This window comes from Clostridia bacterium (assembly GCA_017438525.1).
Lineage (GTDB): Bacteria > Bacillota > Clostridia > Oscillospirales > RGIG8002 > RGIG8002.
In genome coordinates, this window is record JAFRVI010000015.1 from 1 (window position 1) to 23,204 (window position 23,204).

Here is a 23,204-nt window from a genome sequence, read left to right on the forward strand (position 1 = left end):
GCATAATTCTTTTATTGTTTCCATTATTTCTTTTCGATGGCTTTCGTAGAATATTTTACGCCTGTATTTCGGCGCAAACACTATATGATACTTGCAATTCCACTTGGTGTGTGCTAAACTACTTGTGTCATCATTCCCTTTTCCCACATCGAAATCCTCCGTTTGTTTCTTAGTCATGACTGGCAGGTCAGTTCTATCTTATCACAAACGGAGGTTTCTTTCATCGGTTAACCTCTTTTGAACCACGCGACTATCGCGTGGTTTTCCTTTGACAAAAAAACAGGACGCCCAGGGCGTCCTGTTTTGCATTTCATCGGTTATTTTGTGTTACTGGAGCTTGTTGCCGCAGTTGTTGCAGAAAGCGGCGTTGGGGTCGACCTGCGAGCCGCAGGAGGTGCAGAACTTCGCGGCGGGCGCCTGCTGAACCGGCGGGACCGGCGCGGCGGGAGCGGCGTAGCCGTTCTGCTGCTGCCGGAACTGCTGCAGAGGGCCGCTCTGCTGGCCGTACTGCTGTCCGTAGGGCTGCTGCGGACCGTAGCCGTAGTTGTTCTGCGGGCCGTACTGCTGGGGCTGCGCGGTGTTCCCGAGCTTGAAGTAGTAGTAGCAGATGGAGAGCGAAATGGTCAGACCCATTACCGCGCTGAGTATGAAGGTTATGATGTTTTCGGCGCCGGAACCGATGCCGGTGACGGCGGCCTTATAGATGGTATTGAAGAGGCCGAGATACATGAAGTAGAGTACGGCGCCGACGCGGCAGGCGTTCAGGTCGTTGCCCATGGCTTCCTTCTTCTTGTAGACCACGCCGATGAAGATCAGCGGAAGCAGGGTCAGGATAACGCTGAGGAGGTTCTCAAACACGAACTGGTACTCGACGAGGGTGTAGATGAACGCGACGAGCGTTTCGATAAGGAGTATAACCCATCCGGCGACGGACCAGCGGAGCGTGTTGTACATCTGATTCGGCTTATCCATATCCATAAAGTACATTCCGAGCGTGAACGAAGGAATGCAGAAAACGAATACGGTTCCGACGACCGCGGCGATGTTGAGGAAGATGCCCAGCTCGCTCATATAGTCGAACACGTCGATAAGTTCGATAATCGAGATGACCGTCAGAACGAGGAATCCCACGCCGAGAAGAAAATGCAGTCCTGCAAGAAGAACGTTTTGCTTTTTCGCTTGCATAATTTTGCCTCCGATTCATTATTATTTGTTTTTGCGCTGACATCATTATACATAAAAATCGTAAAAGTGTCAACAGAATTACTCCGCGAAACGCGAAAAACTGAAATAATCTGCATTTTCCGGTTGAAAAACCCGTAAACCTGTGGTAGAATAATACTTGCGAATATTTGCGGGATTAGTACATCGGTAGTACAGGGCCTTCCCAAGGCTCGGAGGTGGGTTCGACTCCCATATCCCGCTCCAGCAAAAAGCACGCGGAAGCGTGCTTTTTGCAATGAAGCCGCCCATTCGTGGCTGATGAAGAATGAAGGCGCTTCGCTAATGAAGGAATGGGATCAAAGAGAGGGGCGAACGCGAGTGAATTCCTTTCACATATCAAAAGACGCCTCCTTACCGGAAGCGTCTTTCTTTGTTTTTGTGAAGAAATGATTACTTCAGTTCGACGGTGGCGCCGGCTTCTTCGAGCTTCGCCTTGATGGTGTTGGCTTCGTCGGAGGAGACACCGGTCTTGACGGCCTTGGGGGCGTTGTCAACGAGTTCCTTGGACTCCTTGAGTCCGAGGCCGGTCAGATCCTTGACGGCCTTGATGACGTCCATCTTTCTCTCGCCGATGCCGGCAAGGATGACGTCATAGTCGCTCTTCTCTTCGGCAGCCGGAGCAGCCGCAGCGCCGGCAGCGGGGGCGGCCGCAACCGCGACGGGAGCCGCGGCGGAAACGCCGAATTCTTCCTCAAGGGCCTTAACGAGCTCAGCGAGCTCCATAACGGTCAATGCCTTAACGTCTTCGATAAGCTGTTCAACTTTAGTTGCCATTTGAAATTACCTCCAAATAAATTTTGAAATTGATTGCCGCGTAATTGATTACGCAGACTGTTTTTCCTTCTGCTCCTTTATTGCGTTCAACGCAACGGCGAGCCCGCGGATGTTTCCGTTGAGCACTGTAACGAGTCCGGAGATCGGAGCGTTCAGGCCGCCGAGGACCTGGGCGATAAGTACTTCCTTGGAGGGAAGCGACGCGAGTCTCTCAACGCCTGCGGCGTCGAGCGCGTTACCGTCCACGAAGCCCGCCTTGATCTTGAAGAACTTGTTCTTCTTGGCGAACTCCGAAAGGGCCTTGGCGGGGGCGGCCATTTCCTCGGCGGACAGCGCGATGGCCGTCGTGCCGACGAAGGTGTCGTCCATTCCGTCATAGCCGGCTTCTTTGAAAGCGCGGCTCAGAAGCGAATTCTTGATGACGGCGTAGGTCGCTCCGCTTTCTCTGAGCTTGGTGCGAAGTTCGCGGTCCTGCGCGACGGTCAGTCCCTTGTATTCAACCAGGACGCCGGTCACGGATCCGCGGATCTTCTCGGAAAGCTCCTTCACGAACTGCTGTTTTTGCTCCAGGATTTTCGCACTAGGCAAATCTGTCACCTCACAAAAACATTTTCGCACCCCTTGCGGCAGGGGCGCCGCCGGATTTTCCGGCAATAATAAATTTGCTCTTCCGCAAAACCGCAGAAGAGCAAAAAGTCACAATTTGAAACAGAACTTTTTTGCCTCTTCCTCGGCAGGCGGTTACCCATTAGACGCTTTCGCGTACCTGCTGTCTTCGGAACAGCAAATATTATTATACACGCTTTTTTCTCTTTGTCAAGAGAAATTTTTACATAACTCTGGAGGGGTTGATCTTTATGCCGGGGCCCATGGTGGACGCGATGGCGCAGGAACGGATGTACTGTCCCTTCGCGGCGGCGGGCTTGGCGGCGTTGACCGCGGCCAGCAGAGTGTTGAAGTTCTCGGTCAGCTTCTCGGTGCCGAAGGAGGCCTTGCCGATAACGCAGTGGATGATGTTGGTCTTGTCGAGACGGTACTCGATCTTACCGGCTTTCAGATCGACGACGGCTTTCGCCACGTCCATCGTTACGGTGCCGGCCTTCGGGTTAGGCATAAGGCCCTTGGGTCCGAGGATCTTACCGAGACGGCCGACGACGCCCATCATGTCGGGAGTCGCGACGACCACGTCGTAGTCGAACCAGTTCTCGTTCTGGATCTTGGGGATGAATTCGTCGCCGCCGGCGAAATCGGCGCCCGCGTCGAGAGCTTCCTGAACCTTGTCGCCCTTGGCGAAGACCAGGACTCTGACGTTTTTGCCGGTGCCGTGAGGCAGGACGACCGCGCCGCGGACCTGCTGATCGGCGTGACGGGAGTCGACGCCCAGCTTGATGTGGATCTCGATGGTCTCGTCAAACTTGGCCTGAGCGGTCTTCTGAACGAGATCGATCGCTTCTTCTACTTCGTAGAGCTTGGTGCTGTCAAGCAGCGCCGAGCCGGCGTTGTATTTCTTTCCGTGTTTCATCTTCAGCCCTCCACAACAACGCCCATGCTGCGGGCGGTACCGGCGATCATCTTCGCGGCCTGATCGAGATCGTAAGCGTTCAGATCCTTCATTTTTATCTGAGCGATCTCTTTGCACTGCTCGAAGGTCATGGTCGCGACCTTGGTCTTGTTCGGGACGCCCGAACCCTTCTCGAGATTCAGGGTCTTCTTGATGAGGACCGCGGCCGGAGGAGTCTTCGTGATGAAGGAGAAGGAATGGTCGGCGTAGACGGTGATGACGACGGGGATGATAAGCCCGATGTCGTTCTTCGTACGCTCATTGAATTCCTTCGTGAATCCCACGATGTTTACACCGTGCTGTCCAAGCGCGGGGCCGACGGGCGGCGCGGGGGTCGCTTTGCCGCCGGGGATCTGCAGCTTGATGTAGGCAATTACTTTTTGAGCCATTGTTTTCTTTCCTTTCTTTCGGCGTAAGCGCGCGGCTTCGCCGTAATGTGGTATGGCGGGAAAGCTCGTTCCCTTCCACGATATTTAAGGCGGTTGCCCGCATTAAATCGTACCTTTAGGTCACTCCTCGACGGCAGCGACCTGATCCAGATCGAACTCGACGGGAGTCTCGCGCCCCATCATCGTGATGAGGACGGAGACCTTGCCGCGTTCCTTGGAAATTTCGGAGACCTTGCCGGTGAAGCCCTCGAAGGAACCGTCGATAACCTTGACGGTATCGCCTTCGGCGTAGCTTACCTCGATCTCGCGGACCTCGACGCCCAGCGCCTCGACCTCCGCTTCGGTTAGCGGGACGGGCTTCGATCCCGGGCCGACGAAACCGGTGACGCCGCGGGTATTCCTCGCGATGTACCAGGTATCCTCGTTCATCACCATCTTGATGAGGACGTAGCCGGGGAACAGCTTGCGCTCGACCTCGACCTTTTTATCGTCCTTCATCTCGGTGAAGATGCCGGTGGGGACCTTGACGTCAAGTATCTGATCGCGGAGACCGCGATTCTCGACTATTTTCTCGATGTTCTGCGCGACCTTATTCTCATAGCCGGAATAAGTGTGCACAACGTACCATCTCGCATCTTCGGACGCCATATCAATTCTCCCTGAACGCTGTTACTTCGCCAGACCGAGAATGAACTCCAGGAACTTGGAGAATCCCAGATCCAGCACCCAAACGAAAGCCGTGACGAAAAGCATCATGACCAGAACGACGATGGTGTTGTTCAGGACCTTGCTCTTGGTCGGCCATTCGAGCTTCTTGAACTCGGATACGAGCTCTCTGAAGTAGCGTCTGATTCTGCCCTTTTTCTTGGTTTCAGCCATTTCAGTGCCCTCCCGATTACTTCGTTTCTCTGTGCAAGGTGTGCTTGCGGCAGAAGCGGCAGTACTTGTTCATCTCAAGTCTGTCGGGATCGTTCTTCTTGTTCTTGATCGTGTCGTAGTTGCGCTGCTTGCACTCGGTGCAGGCAAGAGTGATTTTAACTCTCATCGGATTTCCTCCCGTTCGTTAATGTTCCTTAAACGGAACTCCCTCGGCCCGTTCGGGCATTTCGGGGCGCACAAAAAAAGAACCCCTCCAATGCGAGGTGGATTCTATGGTAACACACATTTCCGGAAAATGCAAGCATTATTTTTATTTATTTGAAAAAATTTTTCGGCGGGCAGGGGATCTCTCCCCCGCCCGCGCAAAAAACAACTGTCAATTCAGTTCAAGCAGCCGCGATTACGCTTCCTTTTCCTTGCTCGCTAAGCAGCGGAAAACGAGCGCGGCGAGGCAGGCGCCCACCAGCGGAGCGAGAATGAAGATCCAGACCTGGCTCAGAGCGTCTCCGCCCGCAAGCAGCGCGGGTCCGAAGGAGCGCGCGGGGTTGACGGACGTTCCGGTGAGGGCGATGCCGAGCAGATGAACCAGCGTCAGCGTCAGACCGATAACGATACCGGCGGCGGAGCCGAACTCCTTCTTGGAGGTCACGCCGAGGATAGCGAAGACGAAGACGAAGGTCAGGATGACTTCAATGACGAGTCCCTGCCAGATCTCAACGCCTTCCTGGCACGCGTTCGCGCCGAGGCCGCTGTCAGCGCCGAAGAAGGCGCAAAGGATGCCCGCACCGGCGATAGCTCCGAGGAACTGCGCGCAGATGTACTCGAAGAACTCAACTACTTTCATTTTGCCCGCGACGAGCATACCGAAGGACACGGCGGGGTTGATGTGGCATCCGCTTACGTTCCCCACCGAATACGCCATAGCGACGATCACGAGGCCGAAAGCGAGCGCGGTCGCTACGAGGTTGACGTCGGAAACGATGGCGACTCCGCAGCCGAATACTACGAGCACGCAGGTGCCGATGAATTCAGCCAGCATTTTCTTGAAGGTTGTCATTTCTGTTTTCCTCCCAAAAGTTTTTTCGCGTTTTCACGCGTATACAAACCGCCTCCGGCGGCTCATACCTTATTGATCCCGCCAGGAAACGAAGAGCCCGCCGGGGCTGACGGTGCCGTCCAGCAGCGTCAGTTCAACGGTGTGCCACGCGGGCGCCGCGCCGTCATACAGGAAATAATACGCGTAGCGTCCGGAGGATATGAGCAGATGCTCGGCGTCCAGCCAGATCGGATCGCCTCCGTCGATGGTTACTGTCGCCTTGACGGTGTCGGATTCGCTCTGCTGTATCGGCATGATTATGCGCGAGCCGTAGCAGCGGAGGATCAGCGGATCCGTGCTGTTGCCGTTCGCCTGCCAGGACGAGCCGTTGTTGAGGTATCTGACGAAGCTGCCCATGCTGACCGGCGTGGTGTTGCGGTAGTTATACCACTTCGTGTTCTGATAGTAGTAAGGCACGGGGGTGTCTTCGCGGACCGGCTTGACCTCGGACGAAAGCTTGTCTATATTCTGATAGACCGCCTCGAGATAGCAGTTGATGAGCTGTCCGCACATAGCGTGTCCGGCGTTGGTCGGATGCACCCAGTCGGCGCAGATGTCCGTCCATACGAACTTGCCGCCGGTGTGACCGTATCCGATAACGGACGGCCAGACGGCGTCGCAGTAGCTGACCATCGGAAGATCGTAAAACTCGCCGATCGGGATCTGATCGCGCTGCGCGTTGGTGCCGCCCTCGTTCATAACGAAGAAGAGCATCGTCGCGGGCATACTCTTATGAGTGATGATGCGGCGAACGAGGGACGCGTAAGCGTCGCGCTGCCAATCCTGCAGCTCGTCGTTGACGCCGAACTCGATAACCACGAAGTCCGGATCGTATTTCAGCAGGTCGTCGTCGACGCGGTGCACACCGAACAAACTCGGCGTTCCGCTCTGGCCGGCGTTGACGTAGTTTATCTTCGCCTGCGGGAAGGTATCCTTCCACCACTTCTCGACGACTCTCGCCCAGCGGGCTTCCTGAGTCGTCGCGGCGCCGCCGTAGGTCACGGAGCCGCCGATGAAGCCGACGGTGATCTCCTCACCCGCCATCGCCTTGCGCATAACTCTGACGAAGCGCGCGGGATCGCCGAGGGAGGTCATCCCGCGGTCGACCATAAACTGCTCAAGTCCCGTCGCAAGCGCCGCTTCCGTTATCGGAACGGTCAGCTCGAAGTCGCCGGAGAGCCCTTCGGGCGTGATAAAGCCCATCGCGCAGCGCATGATCTGCAGCGCATCCGCGACTGTGACGGAGCCGTCGGAATCGACGTCCGCGTCCGCGGCGTAAGCATCAATGCCCGCGGCGATGCGCAGCGCCTTCAACGCGTCGGAAACGGTGATCGCACCGTCGCCGTCGACGTCGCCGAGCCCCGCCGCCGCGACCATCGTAGTGAACATCGCGAGCGCGAGGATTATAGCTATGATTTTCTTCATATTATATCACCTTTCTTTTCGGCGCTTTTTATTATTGACTGTTTGCCGATTAGGGTACGGCTAATCCCGGCTTACCACGAAGTGAAGAGTCCGAGTATCGTCAGCGTGCCGCTGAGCGAGGATATTTCGATAGTGTGCCATCCTTCCTCGCGTTCGTCCAGCTTGTAGTAGGCGTACTGGCCGGCCGCGATAAGGAGGTTGTTGTTGTCTATCATGACCGCGGGACCGCCGTCTACGGTGAATGACGCCTTCATCGTGGACGCCTCCTGCTGCTTTATGGCGAGCGAGATGCGCTTGCCGTAGTAACGGATAATAAGCGGATCGCTGTCGCCGCCTGTCGCTCTCCACGAGAAGTTGTCGGTCGTGTATTCCGCGAAGCCGCCGAGCCGAACGGGCGTTGTGTTACGGTGGTTCAGCCACGCGGTGTGTTCGTAAATATACGGCAGCGGAACGTCCTCGCGGACGGGTTTGATTTCGGAAGAGAGCTTATCGAGGTTGTCGTAGACGGCCTGCAGCAGGCAGTTTATCAGCTCGCCGCAGATGCCGTGCCCCTTATCGGTCGGGTGGACGTAGTCGGCGACGATATCTTCCCAAGCGAAGGTGCTGCCGGTGCCGTAAGGCGGCTTGACCTCCGGCCAGATCGCGTCGCGCTCGCTGACCATCGGCAGATCGTAATACTCGCCTATCGGCTGCTGATCGGATTGAGCGTTACTGCCGTCGTTATTCGTCATGAAGAAAAGCATTACCGCGGGCTGCCAGTCGGCGGTCAGCACGCGGCGCACCAGCGATGCGTACGCCTCCTTCTGCCAGTCCTGAAGGTTATCGTTGACGCCGAACTCGATCATAACGAAATCGGGCTCGTACTGCATAAGGTCTTCCTGCATACGATGTACGCCGAAGAAGCTCGGAGTGCCGCTGTAGCCGGCGTTGACGTAGTTTATCCTCGTATTCGGGAAGGTGCGCTTCCACCACGCCTCGACGACGCGGGCGTAACGGGTATACTCGGTAGTAGCCATGCCTCCGACGGTTATGGAGCCGCCGATGAAGCCGATAGTGATCTCTTCACCCGCCGCGGCTTTGCGCATGACTCTGACAAGGCGCGCGGTGTCGCCGATATTCGTCATCCCGCGGTCGACCATCGCCTGAGTCACTCCCCATGAAGCCGCTTTGTCGGTAACTCTGACGTTTATCTGCGTATTGCCCGAGAGTCCGGACGGCGTAATGAAGCCGACGGCACAGCGCAGTATCTGCAGCGCGTCCGCAACGGTAACGCTCCCGTCGCCGTCGACGTCCGCAGAAGCGGCGTGCGGCTCGAGCTGCGCGGCGATACGCATCGCCTTCAGCGCGTCGGAAACGGTGATCGCGCCGTCGTTGTCAATGTCGCCTGAACCGGCGGCCGCGACCATCGTTGTGAACATCGCAAGCATAAGGATTATCGAAACAAGTTTTTTCATAGCCGTTCTCCCGAATTTGTATTATACGTAAATATCAAACGGCTCGGCGAGCTTCGCCGCGATGCGCAGGATCGCCAGCGCGTCAGCCACCGTTATCTCTTCATCAAAATCCACGTCGCCGACGCGTTTATCCAAATCGTCCGGCTCGGCAAGCTTGGCTGCGATACGGAGCGCGGCAAGCGCATCCGCGACGGTGTGGACTCCGTCGTAATCGAGATCGCCGAGCAGCCAGCCCTTCGTCGGCTCCCACTGCGCTTCAACGGAAAGCCCGGTCAGCGGTATCGCGGCGTCGCCGAGCGGCGAGCCTTCGGCGTTTTTCCAGCCGCTTATCTTCATACTGTCGCGTTCGAACAGCTCCGCGCCGTTGGCGTTCAGCCATTCCTCCGCCGCGAAACCGGCGGGCGCCCATATCGTTTTCGTTTCGCCTTCCGCGCCGGAAGCGGCGGTCAGCGACGCCTCCAGATACGTGCGCACCCAGTCGTTGTTTTCACCGCGGTTGGGTATCTGCACGCAGACGGCGCATTTGCCGAGCAGCTTCTCGACCGAGCCGTTGACGGTGATCGAAAGTCTGCCGCCCGAAACGCAGTTTTCCGCTTTGAAAAGGCGGAACGTCAACGGATCCGCTGCGCCGCCGGGGACGTCGGATATATCGCCGACGGATGCGTAAATGCTGACGTTGATATACTCGTCGGCGGCTATCCCGTCGGCGTCCGCTTCTATCGCGATAGTGCCCACGGCGTCTTCGCCCGGCGTGAAACGCGCGGTCATGTTCTTTATGCTGTAAGACGTCGGGGCCGCTTCCGCCGACGCGAAGGCCGGACAGAGCATGGCTCCGAACACGACCGCGACTATTATTATGGAAATGACCTTTTTCATTGCGGTCCCTCCCGTGTTATTCAGAAACAAGTCCGAGCGCCTTCCGCAGTATCGCGAGCGCGTCGGCAACGGTAACTTCGCCGTCGAGATCGGCGTCCGCGGCGGCGCGTATAAGCTCGTCCGCCTCGTCGACCCTCGCGGCTATGCGCAAAGCGCGGAGCGCGTCGGAAACGGTGAATCCTCCGTCGAAATCAACGTCGCATACGACGTATTCCGGCTTCGGTATCACGCGCGTTTCAAAATGCGACGGGTCGTTTCCGCAAACGCGCGTTTCCTCCCCGTCTTCAAAGACGGTGGCGGGTTTTGTCACTTTCCACTCGCCCCAGGCGTGCGCGTCGGGGATCGGCTCGCCCGTTTCTCTTCTTTCCGTATGTGAAGCGTCGTTGGCACACACGCGTGTCTCGATCTTTCCGTGAACGCAGTTCGCCTCTTCGGAGGTCTGCCACTCGCCCCAGGCGTGCGCCTCGGGGTCTACTGCAAGCTCGCGCGTTTCGGTATGCGAAGCGTCCCTCTTGCAGACGCGTGTCTCCGTTCCGGCGGCGGCGCAGGTCGCGGGGGTCGTGACGGCCCACTCTCCCCAAGCATGACCGAGCGAAGCGGTTTCTCTAGTTTCGACCGCATCGCAACGGGTACAGGTACGGGATTCCTCGCCCGCGTCGGCGCAGGTCGGCTCTTTCGTGACCGTCCATTCGCCGAAGTCATGGCCGAGCGCGGCCTGACCCTCGCGGGTCTCGGTATGCGAAGCGTCGTTCGCGCAGACGCGCGTTTCGACGGCGGCGGTTTCGCAGGTCGCGGCGGAGGTCTCGCTCCATTCGCCCCAGGCGTGCGCCTCGGGGTCTACGGCGAGCTCGCGCGTTTCGGTATGCGAAGCGTCTCTCTTGCAGACGCGGGTCTCCGTTCCGGCGGCGGCGCAGGTCGCGGGGACAGCGGTCTCCCACTCGCCCCAGTCGTGGCCGAGCGGCGCGGCTTCGCGCGTTTCAAACGCGTCGCAGCGCGAGCAGTATCTCGTCTCCTCGCCCGCCTCCGTGCAGGAGGGCGCCTTCGTTTCGGTCCATTCGCCGAAATCGTGGCCGAGCGCGGCCTGACCCTCGCGGGTCTCGGTATGCGAAGCGTCGTTCGCGCAGACGCGCGTTTCGACGGCGGATTCGGTGCAGGTCGCGGGATTTGTCACTTCCCACTCGCCCCAGGCGTGACCGCCGATAAGATCGATCTCGCCGAACTCGCGCGTTTCGATATGCGAAGCGTCCCGCACGCAGACACGGCGCTGTACTTCTTTTTTAACGCAGGTGGCGTCGGAAACGGTCTCCCAATCTCCCCAATCGTGACCGAGGGGATCGAGCTGACGCACCTGAAAATGTTCGTGATTGTTGTTGCAAAAGCGTATTTCCGCTCCGAAGTCCGAACAGGTCGCCGGCTTCGATTCAGTCCAATCTCCCCAATCGTGACCGATCGCATGCTCAACCTCGGTGTATTCATCCCCGCACTCAACGCAAACGCAGCGTATATAGCCGTCTTCTTCACAGGAAGCGGGAACGACCTCAACCGGCCGCCAATCATGACCGCAGATCAGCGTCATGCCGCCGCCCGCAACCGTGTAACCAACGGCGACCGGAACATCGTCTTCGTTACGCGAAAGTTCAGTTACGGTGACTGTGACCCCCGTGAACCCGAGCGGCGCACCCTTCCGCACGTCGAACGTCAGCGTGCCGAAATAATCGTATTCGCCGGGGTAATACCCTTCGCCTCCGCCGGCATTGTACGCGGAAGCATAACCGAACGAAACGCTGCCATTCAAGGCGTTACCGGCGTTTACGCCGAAAATGCACATCTCGCCCTCGTTTATCTGCCGACACAGCTCCGGATTCAGTTCAAATCCGATAAAACAAAGCGATGAAGAATCGAAATCTACAGTTGCCTGAATCGCGCCCCAACGCGGCGATGCGGAAATCCGCACGGCGATCTGCACGCCCTCTGTCCCGCGCGTTACGGTACCGGCGGTATCCACCACGATACTGACTTCGTTCGCCGCGGCCGTCGGAACGGTGGCGCAAAGCGGCGCGAGCATCAGCGCGGCAAGCATAAGTGAAATCAGTTTTTTCACGTTAAGGTCTCCATATCCTCCGCGGATATTCCATTTCAAGTCAGCAAAATGATATAATCCGCCTATTAGATTATTATTCATTATGTATTGTATCACACGTTCTCCGAAATTGCAATAGGATTAAAAAAATGAGCCGATAAAAAACACGCCTTTCGCGGTTGCAAACCGCTGCGAACGGTGGTATAATCGAAAAAACGAAGGGAGAACGGGATATGAAGCGCGAAACGCTCAAACGCATACTGCCGAAGCTTCTGCTTTATCTGCTGCCGATAACGCTCGCGGCGGCGATGTATTTCCTGCTGCCGCTCACGCCGTGGGTAGCGGAGTATATCTTCGCGCGCGGGATATTCCGCGTTATCTCGGTGCCGCTCGGATTCATTATCTCGATATTCCCCTTCTCGATAACCGAAACGGTCGTGTTCCTCGCCGTTCCGGCGGCGGTCGCGCTGACGGTGCTTCTCTTCCGCCGCTGCCGCAGGAAAGGCGTAAACCCGCTCACGACTCTTCTGAAACGCGTCTGGCTGATACTCTCCTGCGGACTGCTTATGTATATGGTGATGCACGGCGCGAACTACTACAGATACCGCGCCGCCGACCTGCTGGAGCTTGATACCTCCGCGAAGTCCGCGCAGTATCTGCAGGCGGTATGCGCCGACCTCGCGGAGAAGGCCTCCGCCGAGCGCGAGGCGCTGACGGAGGACGAAAACGGCGTAACGAAGCTCTCCCGCTCGCTCTACGGCACGCTATACGACGCGAACGACTGCTACGCGAAGCTTGACGACGAATACCCGCTGCTGTGGGGCTCGGTATGGTTCCCGAAGCCGGTGGCGGTCTCGCACCTGTGGTCCTATACCGGCATCGAGGGCGTCTATTGCCCAATCTTCTGCGAATCGAACGTCAACGTCGACATCCCCGACTTCGATATCCCATACACCGCCGCGCACGAGCTGGCGCACACCCGCGGCTTCGCCTACGAGGACGAGTGCAACTTCTTCGCCTTCCTCGCCTGCTCGGTATCCGACAGCGCGGACTACCGCTACTCCGGCTATTTCTCGGCGTATATCTACTGCTCGAACGCGCTGTATAAGTACGACAAGGATATGTGGCGCGAGGTCTACGCGCACTGCTCGGACGGTATGAAGCGCGATATAAAGGCGCGCAACGACTACTGGAAGCAGTTCGAGGGCAAGGTCATGGAGACGAGCCAGAAGGCGAACGACGCCTTCATAAAGGCGCAGCGCGACAAGCGCGGCAGCTTGAGCTACGGCGAAGCCGTCAAGCTGATACTTGCGCATTATGAAAAGTGCGGGTTTATATGGTGAACCTAAGAGATTATAATTGAAAGGATACGCCATGGATTACATTAACTACACAAGAATACTCGGAATTGGATTCGACGATGAAAAGAAACTCGACTTACTAAAAAATAGAATTAGTAACTACATGGAAGAGATATCAGATTGCGTTTCAGAAGATGATTACAGGAACTATTGTAATGTCGTTTATGAAAAAGTTGAAAAATACGAGGCAGCACACATATTACTCAATAACAGTTTTCAATCATCAACCAATATGCGCATACTAATATCAAAGTTTGTCGCTTTTTGTAATACTGTTTCTGACAAAATAGGTAATACAATCTATGGTTCAAAAACAAGGGTGTATTGCGGTGTTAAATTCCTAAATTTCTTAGAATTAGAGCTTAATACGCTAGGTATTCCGTATGAAATCACAAAAAGCGGCAAAGACACATTGATAATACCAAAAGGTGTAAAAGAACTTGATGAACCACTTGTAACCGATGTCCTTAAATGGTTAACCGCATACCCCAATACCCACAGCCTGTATGTAGCTGCATTAAAACACTATGTAAACGAAACAATTGATCCCTCACTTGTCGCCGATGGTTTTAGAAAAGCGCTAGAGTCCTTTTTCCAAGAGTTTTTCAACAGTGATCGCACGCTCGAAAATCTTAAATCCGAATATGGAACCTATCTAAAAGAAGTCGGTGTACCAAAAGAAATATCCAATTATTTAGAAATCCTCCTAAAACTCTATACTGACTATAACAACAATTACGCAAAGCACAAATCTCAGGCAAAAAGAAACGTGTTGGAATACATAATGCATCAAACTGGCGCCACTATACGTTTACTAATAATGCTAAAAAAACACAAAGAAGAGTAGCAAGTCAAAAGACCGGCGCGGTTGCGCCGGTCTTTCCGTTTGTTTTTCGCTTTTTTACTTATCCAGCAGGTCCAGGATATCCTGGATCGTGCGGACGTCCTCGAGCGCTTCGTCCGGGATGGAGACGGAAAACTCCTCTTCGACGGAGTTGGCGAGCTGCGCGAACTCCAGCGAGTTGAAATGCAGGTCGTCGCGAAGGTCGCTGGCGGGCATTATCTTGTCCTTTTCGATGCCTATCTCGTCGATAAGTATCTGCTTGATCTTTTCAAAATTATCCATGGTCACACCTCTGTTTTTTTACTTTTTATATCTCTTTATCTTGCGGGTAGTGGTCTTCTCGAACTCTTCCCGACGGATAACCCATTTGGTGATGCGCTTGTAGCCGACAAGCGTCTTGTTGACCTTCTCGACGTCCGCGGCAACGAGCTTCTCGACCGCGAAGGCGTTGTCCGGATCGCAGAGGTTCAGGCGCTTGATGCTTTCGTAGTCCGGCACGATCGTAGCGACGATGGCGACGTCCTTCGTTACGGGGTTCTCCTCGCCCTCGACGATGCATTCGAGGATCGAAAGCTCCCTCGTCAGCACGGTCTCCATCTCCTCGGGGGAGATCTTTTTGCCGTTTTTCAGCACGATGACGTTCTTCTCTCTGCCGGTGACGAAGAGCCAGCCCTCTTTATCGAGGTAGCCCAGGTCGCCGCTGTGGAACCAGCCGTTTTTGATGACCGCCGCGGTCGCGTCCGGATCCTTATAGTAGCCGAGCATGACGTTGTCGCCCTTGATGCAGATCTCGCCGACTCCGTTTTCGTCGGGGTTGTCGATCTTAATCCTGACTCCCACAAGCGCGGGGCCGGAGGAGCCGGGGCGGTAAACGTCGCGGTATTCGGAGGTGTTGACCGGCGAAGTCTCGGTCAGGCCGTAGCCCGTGCCGAGCGTTATGCCCATGTTGCGCAGCGTGACCTGCGCGATCGGGAGCAGCGGAGCCGCGCCGCACATAAGGAAGCGCAGTCTGCCGCCGAACATCTCGTGCACCTGCTTGAACAGGCGTTTTTCGAGATTAACACCGACGGCGCCGAGCGCCTTCGTCGCGAGGATGCCCGCGTCGAGCGCCATAGTTCCGCCGCGTTTCTGCTTTATCTTAAGCATCATCTGTGTATAGAACGTCTCAACGACGAGCGGCACGGCGAAGAACATGGTCGGTTTGACTTCCTGCAGGTCCTTCAGCAGATATCGGATGCCTCGTGAGAAATAGTTGCAGCAGCCGGCATAAACCGGGTGCACAAAGCTCAGACTGCACTGCAGTATGTGGTGAAGCGGCAGGAATGTCAGGAAGGTATCGTCGGGCTGCAGATCGTTTCTCTGGTCCATCGCCCAGATATCGAAGCAGATATTCTTATTGGAAAGCATAACCCCCTTCGCCATTCCGGACGTACCGGAGGTGAAAAGCAGTACCGCGAAGGCGTTGCGGTCAATCTTGGCGTCCACGAACTCGCGGTTGCCGGCGAGGATGCCGGTCGCGCCGCGCTGTATCAGCTTCGGCAGGCAGGGGTCGGTCTCCGATTCCTGCATGCAGATATAGGTAATGTCGCCGCGGATCTTGCGCAGTTCGTCCATCTTCGCCCTGACGTCGTTGGAATAAACGACGGCGCTGATGTCGCCCTTCTCGAGCAGCGTCGTGAGCTCTTCTATCGAAAGCTCTCTGTCAAGGTTGCAGACGACGCCCGTACCGCAGACGACCGCCATCCACGAAAGGCACCATTCGTAGCTGTTCTCGCCGATGACGGCGATGTGCTTGCCCTTCAGACCGAGTTCGACGAACGCCGTTCCGAGCGCGTCGATCTGCGCCTTGAAGTCGCGGAAGGTGATATATTTGAACTTCCCTTCGCCGACGCGGATACCGAAAGCGTTGTTGCCTCCGAATTTGTCGGCGCTGTTCTCGACTATCGCTTTTATGCTCTCCGCGGGCTCAAGGCACTCGGTGTAAAAGCGGTTTTCTTTTATCTCTTTTCTGCGCGCCGCGGGCGCGTAAAACTTATCCTGGCCGTACATTTCATCATCTCCTGAACAAAGGGATAATATGCAAACGCGCTCTTGCGCGCTTCTCCTCTTATAGTTCTGCACCCGCACATTATATCAAAGCCGACCGCAAAAGTAAATACCTTTTTGTATTTTGTGGAGTATTGCACAAAAATCCCGCCCGTTCGTATAAATTATCTTGACAAACCCGCGCTTGATGGAGTATGATAGATGTGTATGTTATGAATATTTTTATATATAATCGGGAAAAAGGTGTTATTTCGCCCCCTCCCGTGATAAAAACTTTCATAAAATCCAAACATAACTGAGCCGATTCGATACGGCAATAACAAAGAAGGAGGAACCACTATGCAGTGGTACATAGCACTGGCAATCGGTCTGGTCGCCGGCGGCGTCATATTCGGCGCCATCGCGTGGCGGCTGGGTTTCAACTACCGCAAGAAGAGCGCCGAGCAGCAGCTCGGCTACGCAGAAGACGAAGCCAAGCGCATCATCAACGAGGCGCTCAAGACCGCGGAGAGCAAAAAGAAGGAAGCGGTCATAGAGGCCAAAGAAGAGATCATTAAGAACAGAAACGAAGCCGACAGAGAGCTCCGCGAAAGAAGAAGCGAAGTTCAGCGGCAGGAAAAGCGCATCGTTCAGAAGGAAGAATCCCTTGACAAAAAGATAGAGCAGTTCGAGCGCAAGGAGGAATCCCTCAACGCCAAGCTCGCCAATCTCGACGCAAAGAACGCCGAGGTCGAGCAGGTCAAGAAAGCACAGCTCGAAATGCTCGAGCGCATCAGCGGCTATTCCACCGATAAGGCGAAGGAATACCTGCTGCAGACGCTCGAAGACAAGCTCGTTCACGAGAAGGCCGTCCGCATCAGCGCGTACGAGGAGAACCTGCGCGACGAGCAGGAGTCCCTCGCCCGCGAGGTGCTTTCCGTAGCGGTGCAGAAGATGGCGTCCGACTACGTAGCCGAGACCGCCGTCTCCGTCGTGCCGCTTCCCAACGACGACATGAAGGGCCGCATCATCGGCCGCGAGGGCCGCAACATCCGCGCCATCGAAACGCTGACCGGCGTCGACATCATCATCGACGACACGCCCGAGGCGATAACCATTTCCTGCTTCGAGCCGGTGCGCAGAGAGATCGCGCGCCAGTCGCTCGAGAAGCTCATCTCCGACGGCCGCATCCATCCCGCCCGCATCGAAGAGACGGTCGAGAAGGCGCGCCGCGACGTTGAAGCCACCATCAAGCAGGAGGGCGAGAAGACCGTTATGGACCTCGGCCTCCACGGCATACATCCCGAGATCGTCAAGCTCATCGGCCGCCTGCGCTACCGCACCAGCTACGGCCAGAACGTGCTGAAGCACTCCATCGAGGTCGCCAACATCTCCGCCGCGCTCGCTGCGGAAATGGGCAGCGACGTCACGCTCGCCAAGCGCGCCGGCCTGCTGCACGACATCGGCAAGGCGCTCGACCACGAGTTCGAGGGCTCCCACATCCAGCTCGGCGTTGACTTCGCCAAGAAGCACCGCGAGAGCGACGAGGTCGTCCACGCCATCGCCGCCCACCACGGCGACGTTGAGGCGAAGACCGTCACGGCGTTCATCGTTCAGGCCGCGGACGCGATTTCCGCCGCCAGACCCGGAGCGCGACGCGAGAACCTCGAGAACTACATCAAGCGTCTTGAACGCCTCGAGGAGCTCACCTCCTCCTTCAAGGGCGTTGAAAAGACCTTCGCCATCCAGGCCGGACGCGAAGTGCGCGTTATGGTACGCCCCGAGGATATCAGCGACGATCAGATGACGCTGCTCGCCCGCGAGATAGCCGCCAAGATCGAGGAAGAGCTGGAGTATCCCGGCCAGATCAAGGTCAACGTCGTGCGCGAAAGCCGCGCAGTCGACTACGCGAAATAATACCCCTCCGGAGAGAAAAGGAGAAGCCGCGTGATAATGCGAGAATGCCCCTTCTGCGGGAACGAGCTTCCCGACAGGAGCCGTGTGTGTATATACTGCGGCGGCGCGCTCGGTAACGCCGACGACGCCGGCGCGGCCGCGAGAAAACACCGCCAGATAGTTCTTACGCTGGCGGCGGTGGGCGTATTCGTCGTGCTCGTGGCGGTCTTCTCGCTGCTCGCCACCGTCACTTCGGACGGCGACGGCGGCGGCAACTTCGTCCCCGGCGGCTACGTTTTCTCGAGCCACACCGTCAGCGGCGGACAGATCGAAAGCGACGACGAAAGCAGCGTCCGAAGCGAAAGCAGCAGGGAAAGCGCCGGCTCGTCCTCTTCGCGCAGAAGAAGGAGCTCGAGCAGCTCCGGAAACGGCGCGGGGAACGACGGAAGCGAAGCGCAGACAAGCTCCTCCTCCGACGTTCCGGACAGCAGCTACAGCTCCGAGCCGGATATCCCGTCCTCCTCCGAGGCGCAGCAGGACAGCTCCTCCTCCGCCGAGCCCCCGCCGGAGAGCTCCTCCGCGGAGACGCCTCCCGATCCTCCGGAATCATCCGACAGCGGCTTCCAGCCCCCGCCGGACGATTAAACTCAAAAACGAAGCCGCGATGCAGAACGCATCGCGGCTTTCTTCATTTATTATTCTTTTCACGCTTCCGGCTCAACGTCGAAGACCTCGCCGCAGCGGTAGTTACCGCGACGCTTCACGGGGATATACTCTCGGGAGAAGCCCTCGAAAGCGCCGTCCTTTTCCGTCTCGAAAAGCACGCTCAAGGGGCGCTTCTCCGCTTCCGCTATGACTTCCGCGCGGATAGAATTCACGAGCGCGATGAGCTTTTCGCTCCGCAGGCGCTTGACCTCCTGCGGCACCTGATCGGGCATCGACGCGGCGCGGGTCCCCTTGCGGCGCGAATACGGAAAGACGTGCAGGTCGAGCGGGCGCAGGCGCCTGACGAATTCGCAGGTCGCCGCGAACTCCTCATCCGTCTCGCCGGGGAAGCCGACGATCACGTCGCCGGTGAACTGCACGTTCGGGATCGCGGCGCGGAGCTTCTCCGCCGCCGAGGTGAGAAACTCCGTCGTATAACGCCTGCCCATACGGGCGAGCGTCGCGTCGCATCCGCTCTGCAGCGAAAGGTGGAAGTGCGGACAGAGGAAGTCCATCTTCCCCGCTGCTTCGATGAACCCGTCTGTCAGCAGGTTCGGGTCTATCGACGAAACGCGCACGCGCTTCGCCTTCCCCTGCTCCCCTATCTTATTCAGCAGCCCGAGGAAACTGCCGCCGAAGTCCTTGCCGTAGGCGGACATATTTATGCCTGTCAGCACCAGCTCGTTATAGCCGCCGTCGGTCAGCGTGGCGATCTCGTCGAGCACCGCCGCCTCCGGCTTTGAGCGCACGCGTCCGCGCGCGTAGGGTATCACGCAGTAGGCGCAGAAGTTGTCGCAGCCGTCCTCGATCTTCAGAAAGGCGCGGGAGTGCGCGGGAAACGCTTCTATAAACGAAGAAACGCCGCCGTTGTTCTCGCCGACGAGGACGCTTCTGCCGCCCTTTTTCAAATGCTCATCGAGCAGGCGGACTATGTCGCGCTGTTCGGTTATTCCGATTATCATATCGGCTTCCGGGAACGCCGCGGCGGCGTCCTCGCGCGTCTGCGCCATACAGCCGGTCAGCACAATGACGGCGTCGGGGTTTTCGCGGCGGGCGCGGCGCAGCGCCTTGCCGCTCTTGCCGTCCGCGACGGCGGTCACGGTGCAGGAGTTGATTATGCAAAGCTCCGGCGACTCGTTCACGGCAGCGTGTCCCGCCGCGGTGAGCAGCCGGGACATATACGCGCTGTCGTACTGATTCGCCTTGCAGCCGAGAGTGACGATCTTGTACTTCATAAATATCACCGCAAATGATTATACATCTTTTGCGGATATTTTTCAACTGCATCTTGAACGATGAACGGATTTGCGGTATAATTATTCCGAAAAGGAGGTGCTTACCGTGACACAAATGAAAATCGCCCTGACCACCATCAACGACGTGAAGAACTTCGTCGACGCCGTGAGCCGCTGCGATTTCGCCATAGACCTTTCCAGCGGACGCTACACCGTGGACGGCAAGTCGATCATGGGGATATTCAGTCTCGACCTTTCCAAACCGATCTCGCTGCTGGCTTACACCGACGACCCGTCGTTCGCGGAAAGCATGACTCCCTTCACGGTCGAATAGTATTAGCGGCGGCGTTTCCGGCATATATATCCTTTGAGAATACCCAAAGGAGAGGATAATATGCTGAAAAAACTTACGGCTGTCTTTCTTTCGCTGCTGCTCGCGAACGCGGGCGTTCCCGCCGCGCAGGCGCGGGAGTACCCCGACCTCGCGCTCGACTGCCGCGCCGCGCTGCTGATGGAGTACGAAAGCGGCGAAGTCCTTTACGCGCGCGCCGCGCACGAACGTATGCCGATGGCAAGCGTCACGAAGATAATGAGCGTCCTGCTCGCAGTCGAGGCGCTCGAGGCGGGCGAGATCTCGCTCGACGATACCGTTACCGCGAGCACTCACGCTTCCTCGATGGGCGGCAGTCAGATATACCTGCGCGAAAATGAGCAGATGCCGCTGCGCGACATTCTCAAAAGCGTCGTCATCGCTTCCGCGAACGACGCCTGCGTTGCGCTCGGCGAACACGTCGCGGGAAGCGAGGATGAGTTCGTCGCGCGCATGAACCGCCGCGCCGCGGAGCTCGGAATGACGGACACGAACTTCGTCAACTGCACGGGGCTCGACGCGGAGGGGCATTACAGCAGCGCGTACGATATCGCGCTGATGAGCCGTCAGCTGCTCGGGCACGAGCTTATCTTCGACTACACGACGATATGGACCGACTCGGTGCGCGGCGGCGACTTCGGGCTGACTAACACCAACAAACTTATACGCTTTTACCGGGGCGCGAACGGGCTGAAGACCGGCTCCACCGACGGCGCGAAATACTGCGTTTCCGCCGCCGCGAAGCGCGACGGGATGCAGCTCATCGCCGTCGTGCTCGGCAGCTCCTCCGGCACGGCGCGCTTCGACGCCGCGAAGGCGATGCTGAACTACGGCTTCGCGAACTACCGACTGCTGCCGCTGGAGAAGCCGGAAATACCCACCGTCGCCGTCAAGGGCGGCGTGAAGGAGCAGGTCGCCGCGGACGCCGTTATTCCGAAAAACCTGCTTGTTGAAAAGTCCTTCTCCAGACAGCCGGAATGCGAGGTGCGGCTCCCCGAATACGTCGAAGCGCCAGTCGAGGCGGGCGACGAGCTCGGCACGCTGACCTGGACCGCGGGCGGCGAGACCGTCTATTCCTCCGGCATATACGCCGCCGAAACGGTCGAGGAACGCGGCTACGGCTTCTGCCTGCTGGAGCTGCTGAAAAAGTTTATAATGCTCTGATATAATTCTCAAAAGCAAAGGATGGTAAAAATGATCAAGACCGACCTTACCTTCATCGGCGATGCAGCGAAAAAACTCATCGAAAAGCTTCGTCCAGAGGGCGACGACGCCGTCGCCACGCTCGAACGCGGCATCGGCAGGGGCAACGGCTTCCTCGGCTGGCAGGAGCTCCCCTTCAACTACGACAGAAACGAGGTCCGCCGCATAAAGGCCGCCGCCGAACGCATCAGAGAGCAGGCGGAGGTCTTCGTCGTCATCGGCATAGGTGGCTCCTACCTCGGAGCGCGCGCCGTCATCGAGGCGATAAAGGGCGTCTATCACAACGAGCTTTGCGACGGGCCGAAGATATACTTCGCCGGCAACTCCGTCAGCGCGGACGCGCTCAACGAACTGCTCGATATATGCCGCGACAAGGATTTCTGCATCAACGTCATCTCCAAATCCGGCACCACTACCGAACCCGGCGTTGCGTTCCGCGCTTTCTTCCGCCTGCTGACGGAGAAGTACGGCACCGCCGCCGACAGGCGCATCTTCGTCACCACCGACAAGGCGCGCGGCGCGCTGAAGGAGCTGACCGACCGCAAGGGCTGGGAAAGCTTCGTCGTTCCGGACGACGTCGGCGGCAGGTTCTCCGTGCTCTCCGCGGTCGGACTGCTCCCGATCGCCGTCGCCGGCTGCGATATCGACGAGCTGCTCCGCGGCGCCGCCGACTCCGCGAACGAACAGCGGGGCGTCGGCACGCAGGCGGAGGAATACGCGCTCGCGCGTTACGCGATGCTCAACCTCGGCAAGAGCGTTGAGATAATGGTAAGCTACGAGCCGCGGCTGACGATGTTCGCCGAATGGTTCAAGCAGCTTTACGGCGAGAGCGAGGGCAAGGAAGGCAGAGGCCTCTTCCCCGCCGCCTGCGCCTTCTCCACCGACCTGCACTCGATGGGACAGTATATCCAGGACGGCCAGCGCATCATGTTCGAGACCGTCCTCTCGATAGAGAACTCCGCGACCGACTACGACCTCGGCGAAAGCAACGACGGCATCGCCTTCCTCAACGGGAAGAAGGTCTCCTTCGTCAACCGCATGGCGCAGCAGGGCACGATACTCGCCCACTGCGACGGCGGCGTCCCGAACGTCGTCATCCGCGTCGAGAAGCTCGACGAATACAACGTCGGCGCGCTGATATACTTCTTCGAGAAGGCGTGCGGCGTTTCCGCCTACATGCTCGGCGTCAACCCCTTCGACCAGCCCGGCGTGGAAAGCTATAAGAAGAATATGTTCGCGCTGCTCGGCAAGCCCGGTTTCGAGGAGCTTCGCGAAGATTTGAACAAAAGATTGAGAAATTAGGGCAAAACCCCTTGAAAAGCTCCCGATGATAATGTATAATATAATCATCAAGCAACAAAGGAGCGATCCGTTATGATAAGATTGATAGTCGGCAAAAAAGGAAGCGGCAAGACCAAGCGTCTGATCGAGGAGATCAACGCCGCCGAACGCGAGGAGCACGGCCATATCGTATGCATCGAGAAGTCCGCGAAGCTCACCTATGACCTGAAGCCCAACGTCAAGCTGATCGACAGCGACGACTACGGCATCAACGGCTACGACCAGCTTTACGCCTTCATCGCCGGCACGAACGCCGCCAACTACGACACGACCAAGATCTTCGTAGACAACTGCATGAAGATAGGCGGCAGGGATTTCGCCGAGCTTGCGGCGTTCATCGAGCGCCTCGGCGCTCTTTCCGAAGACACCCTCACGCAGTACACGCTGACGATCTCCGCCGACCGCGCCGATATTCCCGCGGAGCTGGAGAGATTCATCGTCTGACGCGGAGCTTCGGCGACGCCGC

Annotated in this window: 25 protein-coding genes, 1 tRNA gene and 1 other annotated feature; of the genes, 9 read left to right on the forward strand and 17 right to left on the reverse strand. The window is 57.4% G+C overall.

Features of this window, described 5'->3' with window-relative positions; translation table 11 throughout:
• Both IJL83_01345 and IJL83_01350 read right to left on the reverse strand, forming a co-directional pair.
• Positions 1-177: transposase (locus IJL83_01345; protein ID MBQ6552253.1), on the reverse strand; the 177-nt coding region annotated here is incomplete at its 3' end.
• A gap of 150 nt (positions 178-327) precedes the next feature.
• Entirely contained in the window at positions 328-486 is a 159-nt protein-coding gene (locus IJL83_01350; protein ID MBQ6552254.1) for a zinc ribbon domain-containing protein, read from the reverse strand.
• Positions 487-1,354: 868 nt separating this feature from the next.
• Here IJL83_01350 and IJL83_01355 point away from each other — a divergent pair.
• A tRNA-Gly gene (locus tag IJL83_01355) sits at positions 1,355-1,428 on the forward strand.
• Between the two features lie 186 nt (positions 1,429-1,614).
• Here IJL83_01355 and rplL read toward each other — a convergent pair.
• The 12 genes from rplL to IJL83_01415 all read right to left on the reverse strand — a co-directional run bounded on the left by rplL (position 1,615) and on the right by IJL83_01415 (position 11,779).
• A complete protein-coding gene (gene rplL, locus IJL83_01360) occupies positions 1,615-1,998 on the reverse strand; it encodes a 50S ribosomal protein L7/L12 (protein ID MBQ6552255.1) in 384 nt (127 codons plus the stop codon).
• Positions 1,999-2,046: 48 nt separating this feature from the next.
• Entirely contained in the window at positions 2,047-2,586 is a 540-nt protein-coding gene (locus IJL83_01365) for a 50S ribosomal protein L10 (protein ID MBQ6552256.1), read from the reverse strand.
• A gap of 58 nt (positions 2,587-2,644) precedes the next feature.
• Positions 2,645-2,795: a sequence feature (ribosomal protein L10 leader region), on the reverse strand.
• A gap of 32 nt (positions 2,796-2,827) precedes the next feature.
• Positions 2,828-3,520 (reverse strand): 50S ribosomal protein L1, encoded by a 693-nt coding sequence (gene rplA / locus IJL83_01370; GenBank protein MBQ6552257.1) that lies wholly within the window; start codon positions 3,518-3,520, stop codon positions 2,828-2,830.
• Positions 3,521-3,522: 2 nt separating this feature from the next.
• Positions 3,523-3,948 carry a 50S ribosomal protein L11 gene (gene rplK / locus IJL83_01375; protein MBQ6552258.1) on the reverse strand — a complete coding sequence of 142 codons (426 nt, stop codon included), beginning with the start codon at positions 3,946-3,948 and terminating at the stop codon, positions 3,523-3,525.
• 120 nt (positions 3,949-4,068) lie between these two features.
• Complete coding sequence (gene nusG / locus IJL83_01380) at positions 4,069-4,596, reverse strand: transcription termination/antitermination protein NusG (protein ID MBQ6552259.1); 528 nt, start codon at positions 4,594-4,596, stop codon at positions 4,069-4,071.
• Positions 4,597-4,617: 21 nt separating this feature from the next.
• Positions 4,618-4,827: a preprotein translocase subunit SecE gene (secE, locus tag IJL83_01385; GenBank protein MBQ6552260.1), complete on the reverse strand. Its 210-nt coding sequence runs from the start codon at positions 4,825-4,827 to the stop codon at positions 4,618-4,620.
• A gap of 16 nt (positions 4,828-4,843) precedes the next feature.
• Entirely contained in the window at positions 4,844-4,993 is a 150-nt protein-coding gene (rpmG, locus tag IJL83_01390) for a 50S ribosomal protein L33 (protein MBQ6552261.1), read from the reverse strand.
• A gap of 234 nt (positions 4,994-5,227) precedes the next feature.
• Positions 5,228-5,884, reverse strand: a complete 657-nt coding sequence (locus tag IJL83_01395) for an aquaporin (protein MBQ6552262.1) — start codon at positions 5,882-5,884, stop codon at positions 5,228-5,230.
• Between the two features lie 69 nt (positions 5,885-5,953).
• On the reverse strand, positions 5,954-7,348 hold the full coding sequence (locus IJL83_01400; protein MBQ6552263.1) for an SGNH/GDSL hydrolase family protein: 1,395 nt from the start codon (positions 7,346-7,348) through the stop codon (positions 5,954-5,956).
• 71 nt (positions 7,349-7,419) lie between these two features.
• A complete protein-coding gene (locus IJL83_01405) occupies positions 7,420-8,802 on the reverse strand; it encodes a hypothetical protein (GenBank protein ID MBQ6552264.1) in 1,383 nt (460 codons plus the stop codon).
• 21 nt (positions 8,803-8,823) lie between these two features.
• On the reverse strand, positions 8,824-9,678 hold the full coding sequence (locus IJL83_01410) for a dockerin type I repeat-containing protein (protein ID MBQ6552265.1): 855 nt from the start codon (positions 9,676-9,678) through the stop codon (positions 8,824-8,826).
• A gap of 16 nt (positions 9,679-9,694) precedes the next feature.
• On the reverse strand, positions 9,695-11,779 hold the full coding sequence (locus IJL83_01415; protein ID MBQ6552266.1) for a dockerin type I repeat-containing protein: 2,085 nt from the start codon (positions 11,777-11,779) through the stop codon (positions 9,695-9,697).
• A gap of 212 nt (positions 11,780-11,991) precedes the next feature.
• Between IJL83_01415 and IJL83_01420 the strand changes: the two genes are divergently transcribed.
• Entirely contained in the window at positions 11,992-13,101 is a 1,110-nt protein-coding gene (locus IJL83_01420) for a DUF3810 domain-containing protein (GenBank protein ID MBQ6552267.1), read from the forward strand.
• 31 nt (positions 13,102-13,132) lie between these two features.
• Positions 13,133-13,966, forward strand: coding sequence for a hypothetical protein (locus IJL83_01425; protein ID MBQ6552268.1), 834 nt, complete (start codon positions 13,133-13,135; stop codon positions 13,964-13,966).
• A 54-nt stretch (positions 13,967-14,020) separates the two neighbouring features.
• Here IJL83_01425 and IJL83_01430 read toward each other — a convergent pair whose 3' ends face one another.
• Together IJL83_01430 and IJL83_01435 are read right to left on the reverse strand one after the other, a co-directional pair.
• Positions 14,021-14,245: an acyl carrier protein gene (locus IJL83_01430; protein ID MBQ6552269.1), complete on the reverse strand. Its 225-nt coding sequence runs from the start codon at positions 14,243-14,245 to the stop codon at positions 14,021-14,023.
• Between the two features lie 18 nt (positions 14,246-14,263).
• Positions 14,264-16,012: an AMP-binding protein gene (locus tag IJL83_01435; protein MBQ6552270.1), complete on the reverse strand. Its 1,749-nt coding sequence runs from the start codon at positions 16,010-16,012 to the stop codon at positions 14,264-14,266.
• A gap of 336 nt (positions 16,013-16,348) precedes the next feature.
• Between IJL83_01435 and rny the strand changes: the two genes are divergently transcribed.
• Complete coding sequence (rny, locus tag IJL83_01440; GenBank protein MBQ6552271.1) at positions 16,349-17,905, forward strand: ribonuclease Y; 1,557 nt, start codon at positions 16,349-16,351, stop codon at positions 17,903-17,905.
• Between the two features lie 30 nt (positions 17,906-17,935).
• Complete coding sequence (locus IJL83_01445; GenBank protein MBQ6552272.1) at positions 17,936-18,529, forward strand: zinc-ribbon domain-containing protein; 594 nt, start codon at positions 17,936-17,938, stop codon at positions 18,527-18,529.
• Positions 18,530-18,588: 59 nt separating this feature from the next.
• On the opposite strand, the gene mtaB is transcribed toward IJL83_01445, so the two are convergent.
• The gene (gene mtaB, locus IJL83_01450; protein ID MBQ6552273.1) at positions 18,589-19,824 is read right to left on the reverse strand and encodes a tRNA (N(6)-L-threonylcarbamoyladenosine(37)-C(2))-methylthiotransferase MtaB; all 1,236 of its coding nucleotides are present in this window, start codon (positions 19,822-19,824) and stop codon (positions 18,589-18,591) included.
• Positions 19,825-19,939: 115 nt separating this feature from the next.
• On the opposite strand from mtaB, the gene IJL83_01455 reads away from it, so the two are divergent.
• The 4 genes from IJL83_01455 to IJL83_01470 all read left to right on the forward strand — a co-directional run bounded on the left by IJL83_01455 (position 19,940) and on the right by IJL83_01470 (position 23,182).
• Positions 19,940-20,158 carry an HPr family phosphocarrier protein gene (locus IJL83_01455; protein ID MBQ6552274.1) on the forward strand — a complete coding sequence of 73 codons (219 nt, stop codon included), beginning with the start codon at positions 19,940-19,942 and terminating at the stop codon, positions 20,156-20,158.
• A 60-nt stretch (positions 20,159-20,218) separates the two neighbouring features.
• Complete coding sequence (locus tag IJL83_01460; GenBank protein ID MBQ6552275.1) at positions 20,219-21,358, forward strand: D-alanyl-D-alanine carboxypeptidase; 1,140 nt, start codon at positions 20,219-20,221, stop codon at positions 21,356-21,358.
• A gap of 21 nt (positions 21,359-21,379) precedes the next feature.
• A complete protein-coding gene (locus IJL83_01465; protein ID MBQ6552276.1) occupies positions 21,380-22,699 on the forward strand; it encodes a glucose-6-phosphate isomerase in 1,320 nt (439 codons plus the stop codon).
• Positions 22,700-22,771: 72 nt separating this feature from the next.
• Positions 22,772-23,182, forward strand: a complete 411-nt coding sequence (locus IJL83_01470; GenBank protein ID MBQ6552277.1) for a hypothetical protein — start codon at positions 22,772-22,774, stop codon at positions 23,180-23,182.
• The last annotated feature ends 22 nt before the right edge of the window (positions 23,183-23,204 follow it).

Coding starts and splice junctions, on each gene's coding strand:
- rplL (MBQ6552255.1), bottom strand. CDS start 1,998: ATGGCAACTAAAGTTGAACAGCTTATCGAAGACGTTAAGGCATTGACC.
- rplA (MBQ6552257.1), bottom strand. CDS start 3,520: ATGAAACACGGAAAGAAATACAACGCCGGCTCGGCGCTGCTTGACAGC.
- rplK (MBQ6552258.1), bottom strand. CDS start 3,948: ATGGCTCAAAAAGTAATTGCCTACATCAAGCTGCAGATCCCCGGCGGC.
- nusG (MBQ6552259.1), bottom strand. CDS start 4,596: ATGGCGTCCGAAGATGCGAGATGGTACGTTGTGCACACTTATTCCGGC.
- secE (MBQ6552260.1), bottom strand. CDS start 4,827: ATGGCTGAAACCAAGAAAAAGGGCAGAATCAGACGCTACTTCAGAGAG.
- rpmG (MBQ6552261.1), bottom strand. CDS start 4,993: ATGAGAGTTAAAATCACTCTTGCCTGCACCGAGTGCAAGCAGCGCAAC.
- IJL83_01395 (MBQ6552262.1), bottom strand. CDS start 5,884: ATGACAACCTTCAAGAAAATGCTGGCTGAATTCATCGGCACCTGCGTG.
- IJL83_01400 (MBQ6552263.1), bottom strand. CDS start 7,348: ATGAAGAAAATCATAGCTATAATCCTCGCGCTCGCGATGTTCACTACG.
- IJL83_01405 (MBQ6552264.1), bottom strand. CDS start 8,802: ATGAAAAAACTTGTTTCGATAATCCTTATGCTTGCGATGTTCACAACG.
- IJL83_01410 (MBQ6552265.1), bottom strand. CDS start 9,678: ATGAAAAAGGTCATTTCCATAATAATAGTCGCGGTCGTGTTCGGAGCC.
- IJL83_01420 (MBQ6552267.1), top strand. CDS start 11,992: ATGAAGCGCGAAACGCTCAAACGCATACTGCCGAAGCTTCTGCTTTAT.
- IJL83_01425 (MBQ6552268.1), top strand. CDS start 13,133: ATGGATTACATTAACTACACAAGAATACTCGGAATTGGATTCGACGAT.
- IJL83_01430 (MBQ6552269.1), bottom strand. CDS start 14,245: ATGGATAATTTTGAAAAGATCAAGCAGATACTTATCGACGAGATAGGC.
- IJL83_01435 (MBQ6552270.1), bottom strand. CDS start 16,012: ATGTACGGCCAGGATAAGTTTTACGCGCCCGCGGCGCGCAGAAAAGAG.
- rny (MBQ6552271.1), top strand. CDS start 16,349: ATGCAGTGGTACATAGCACTGGCAATCGGTCTGGTCGCCGGCGGCGTC.
- mtaB (MBQ6552273.1), bottom strand. CDS start 19,824: ATGAAGTACAAGATCGTCACTCTCGGCTGCAAGGCGAATCAGTACGAC.
- IJL83_01455 (MBQ6552274.1), top strand. CDS start 19,940: ATGAAAATCGCCCTGACCACCATCAACGACGTGAAGAACTTCGTCGAC.
- IJL83_01460 (MBQ6552275.1), top strand. CDS start 20,219: ATGCTGAAAAAACTTACGGCTGTCTTTCTTTCGCTGCTGCTCGCGAAC.
- IJL83_01465 (MBQ6552276.1), top strand. CDS start 21,380: ATGGTAAAAATGATCAAGACCGACCTTACCTTCATCGGCGATGCAGCG.
- IJL83_01470 (MBQ6552277.1), top strand. CDS start 22,772: ATGATAAGATTGATAGTCGGCAAAAAAGGAAGCGGCAAGACCAAGCGT.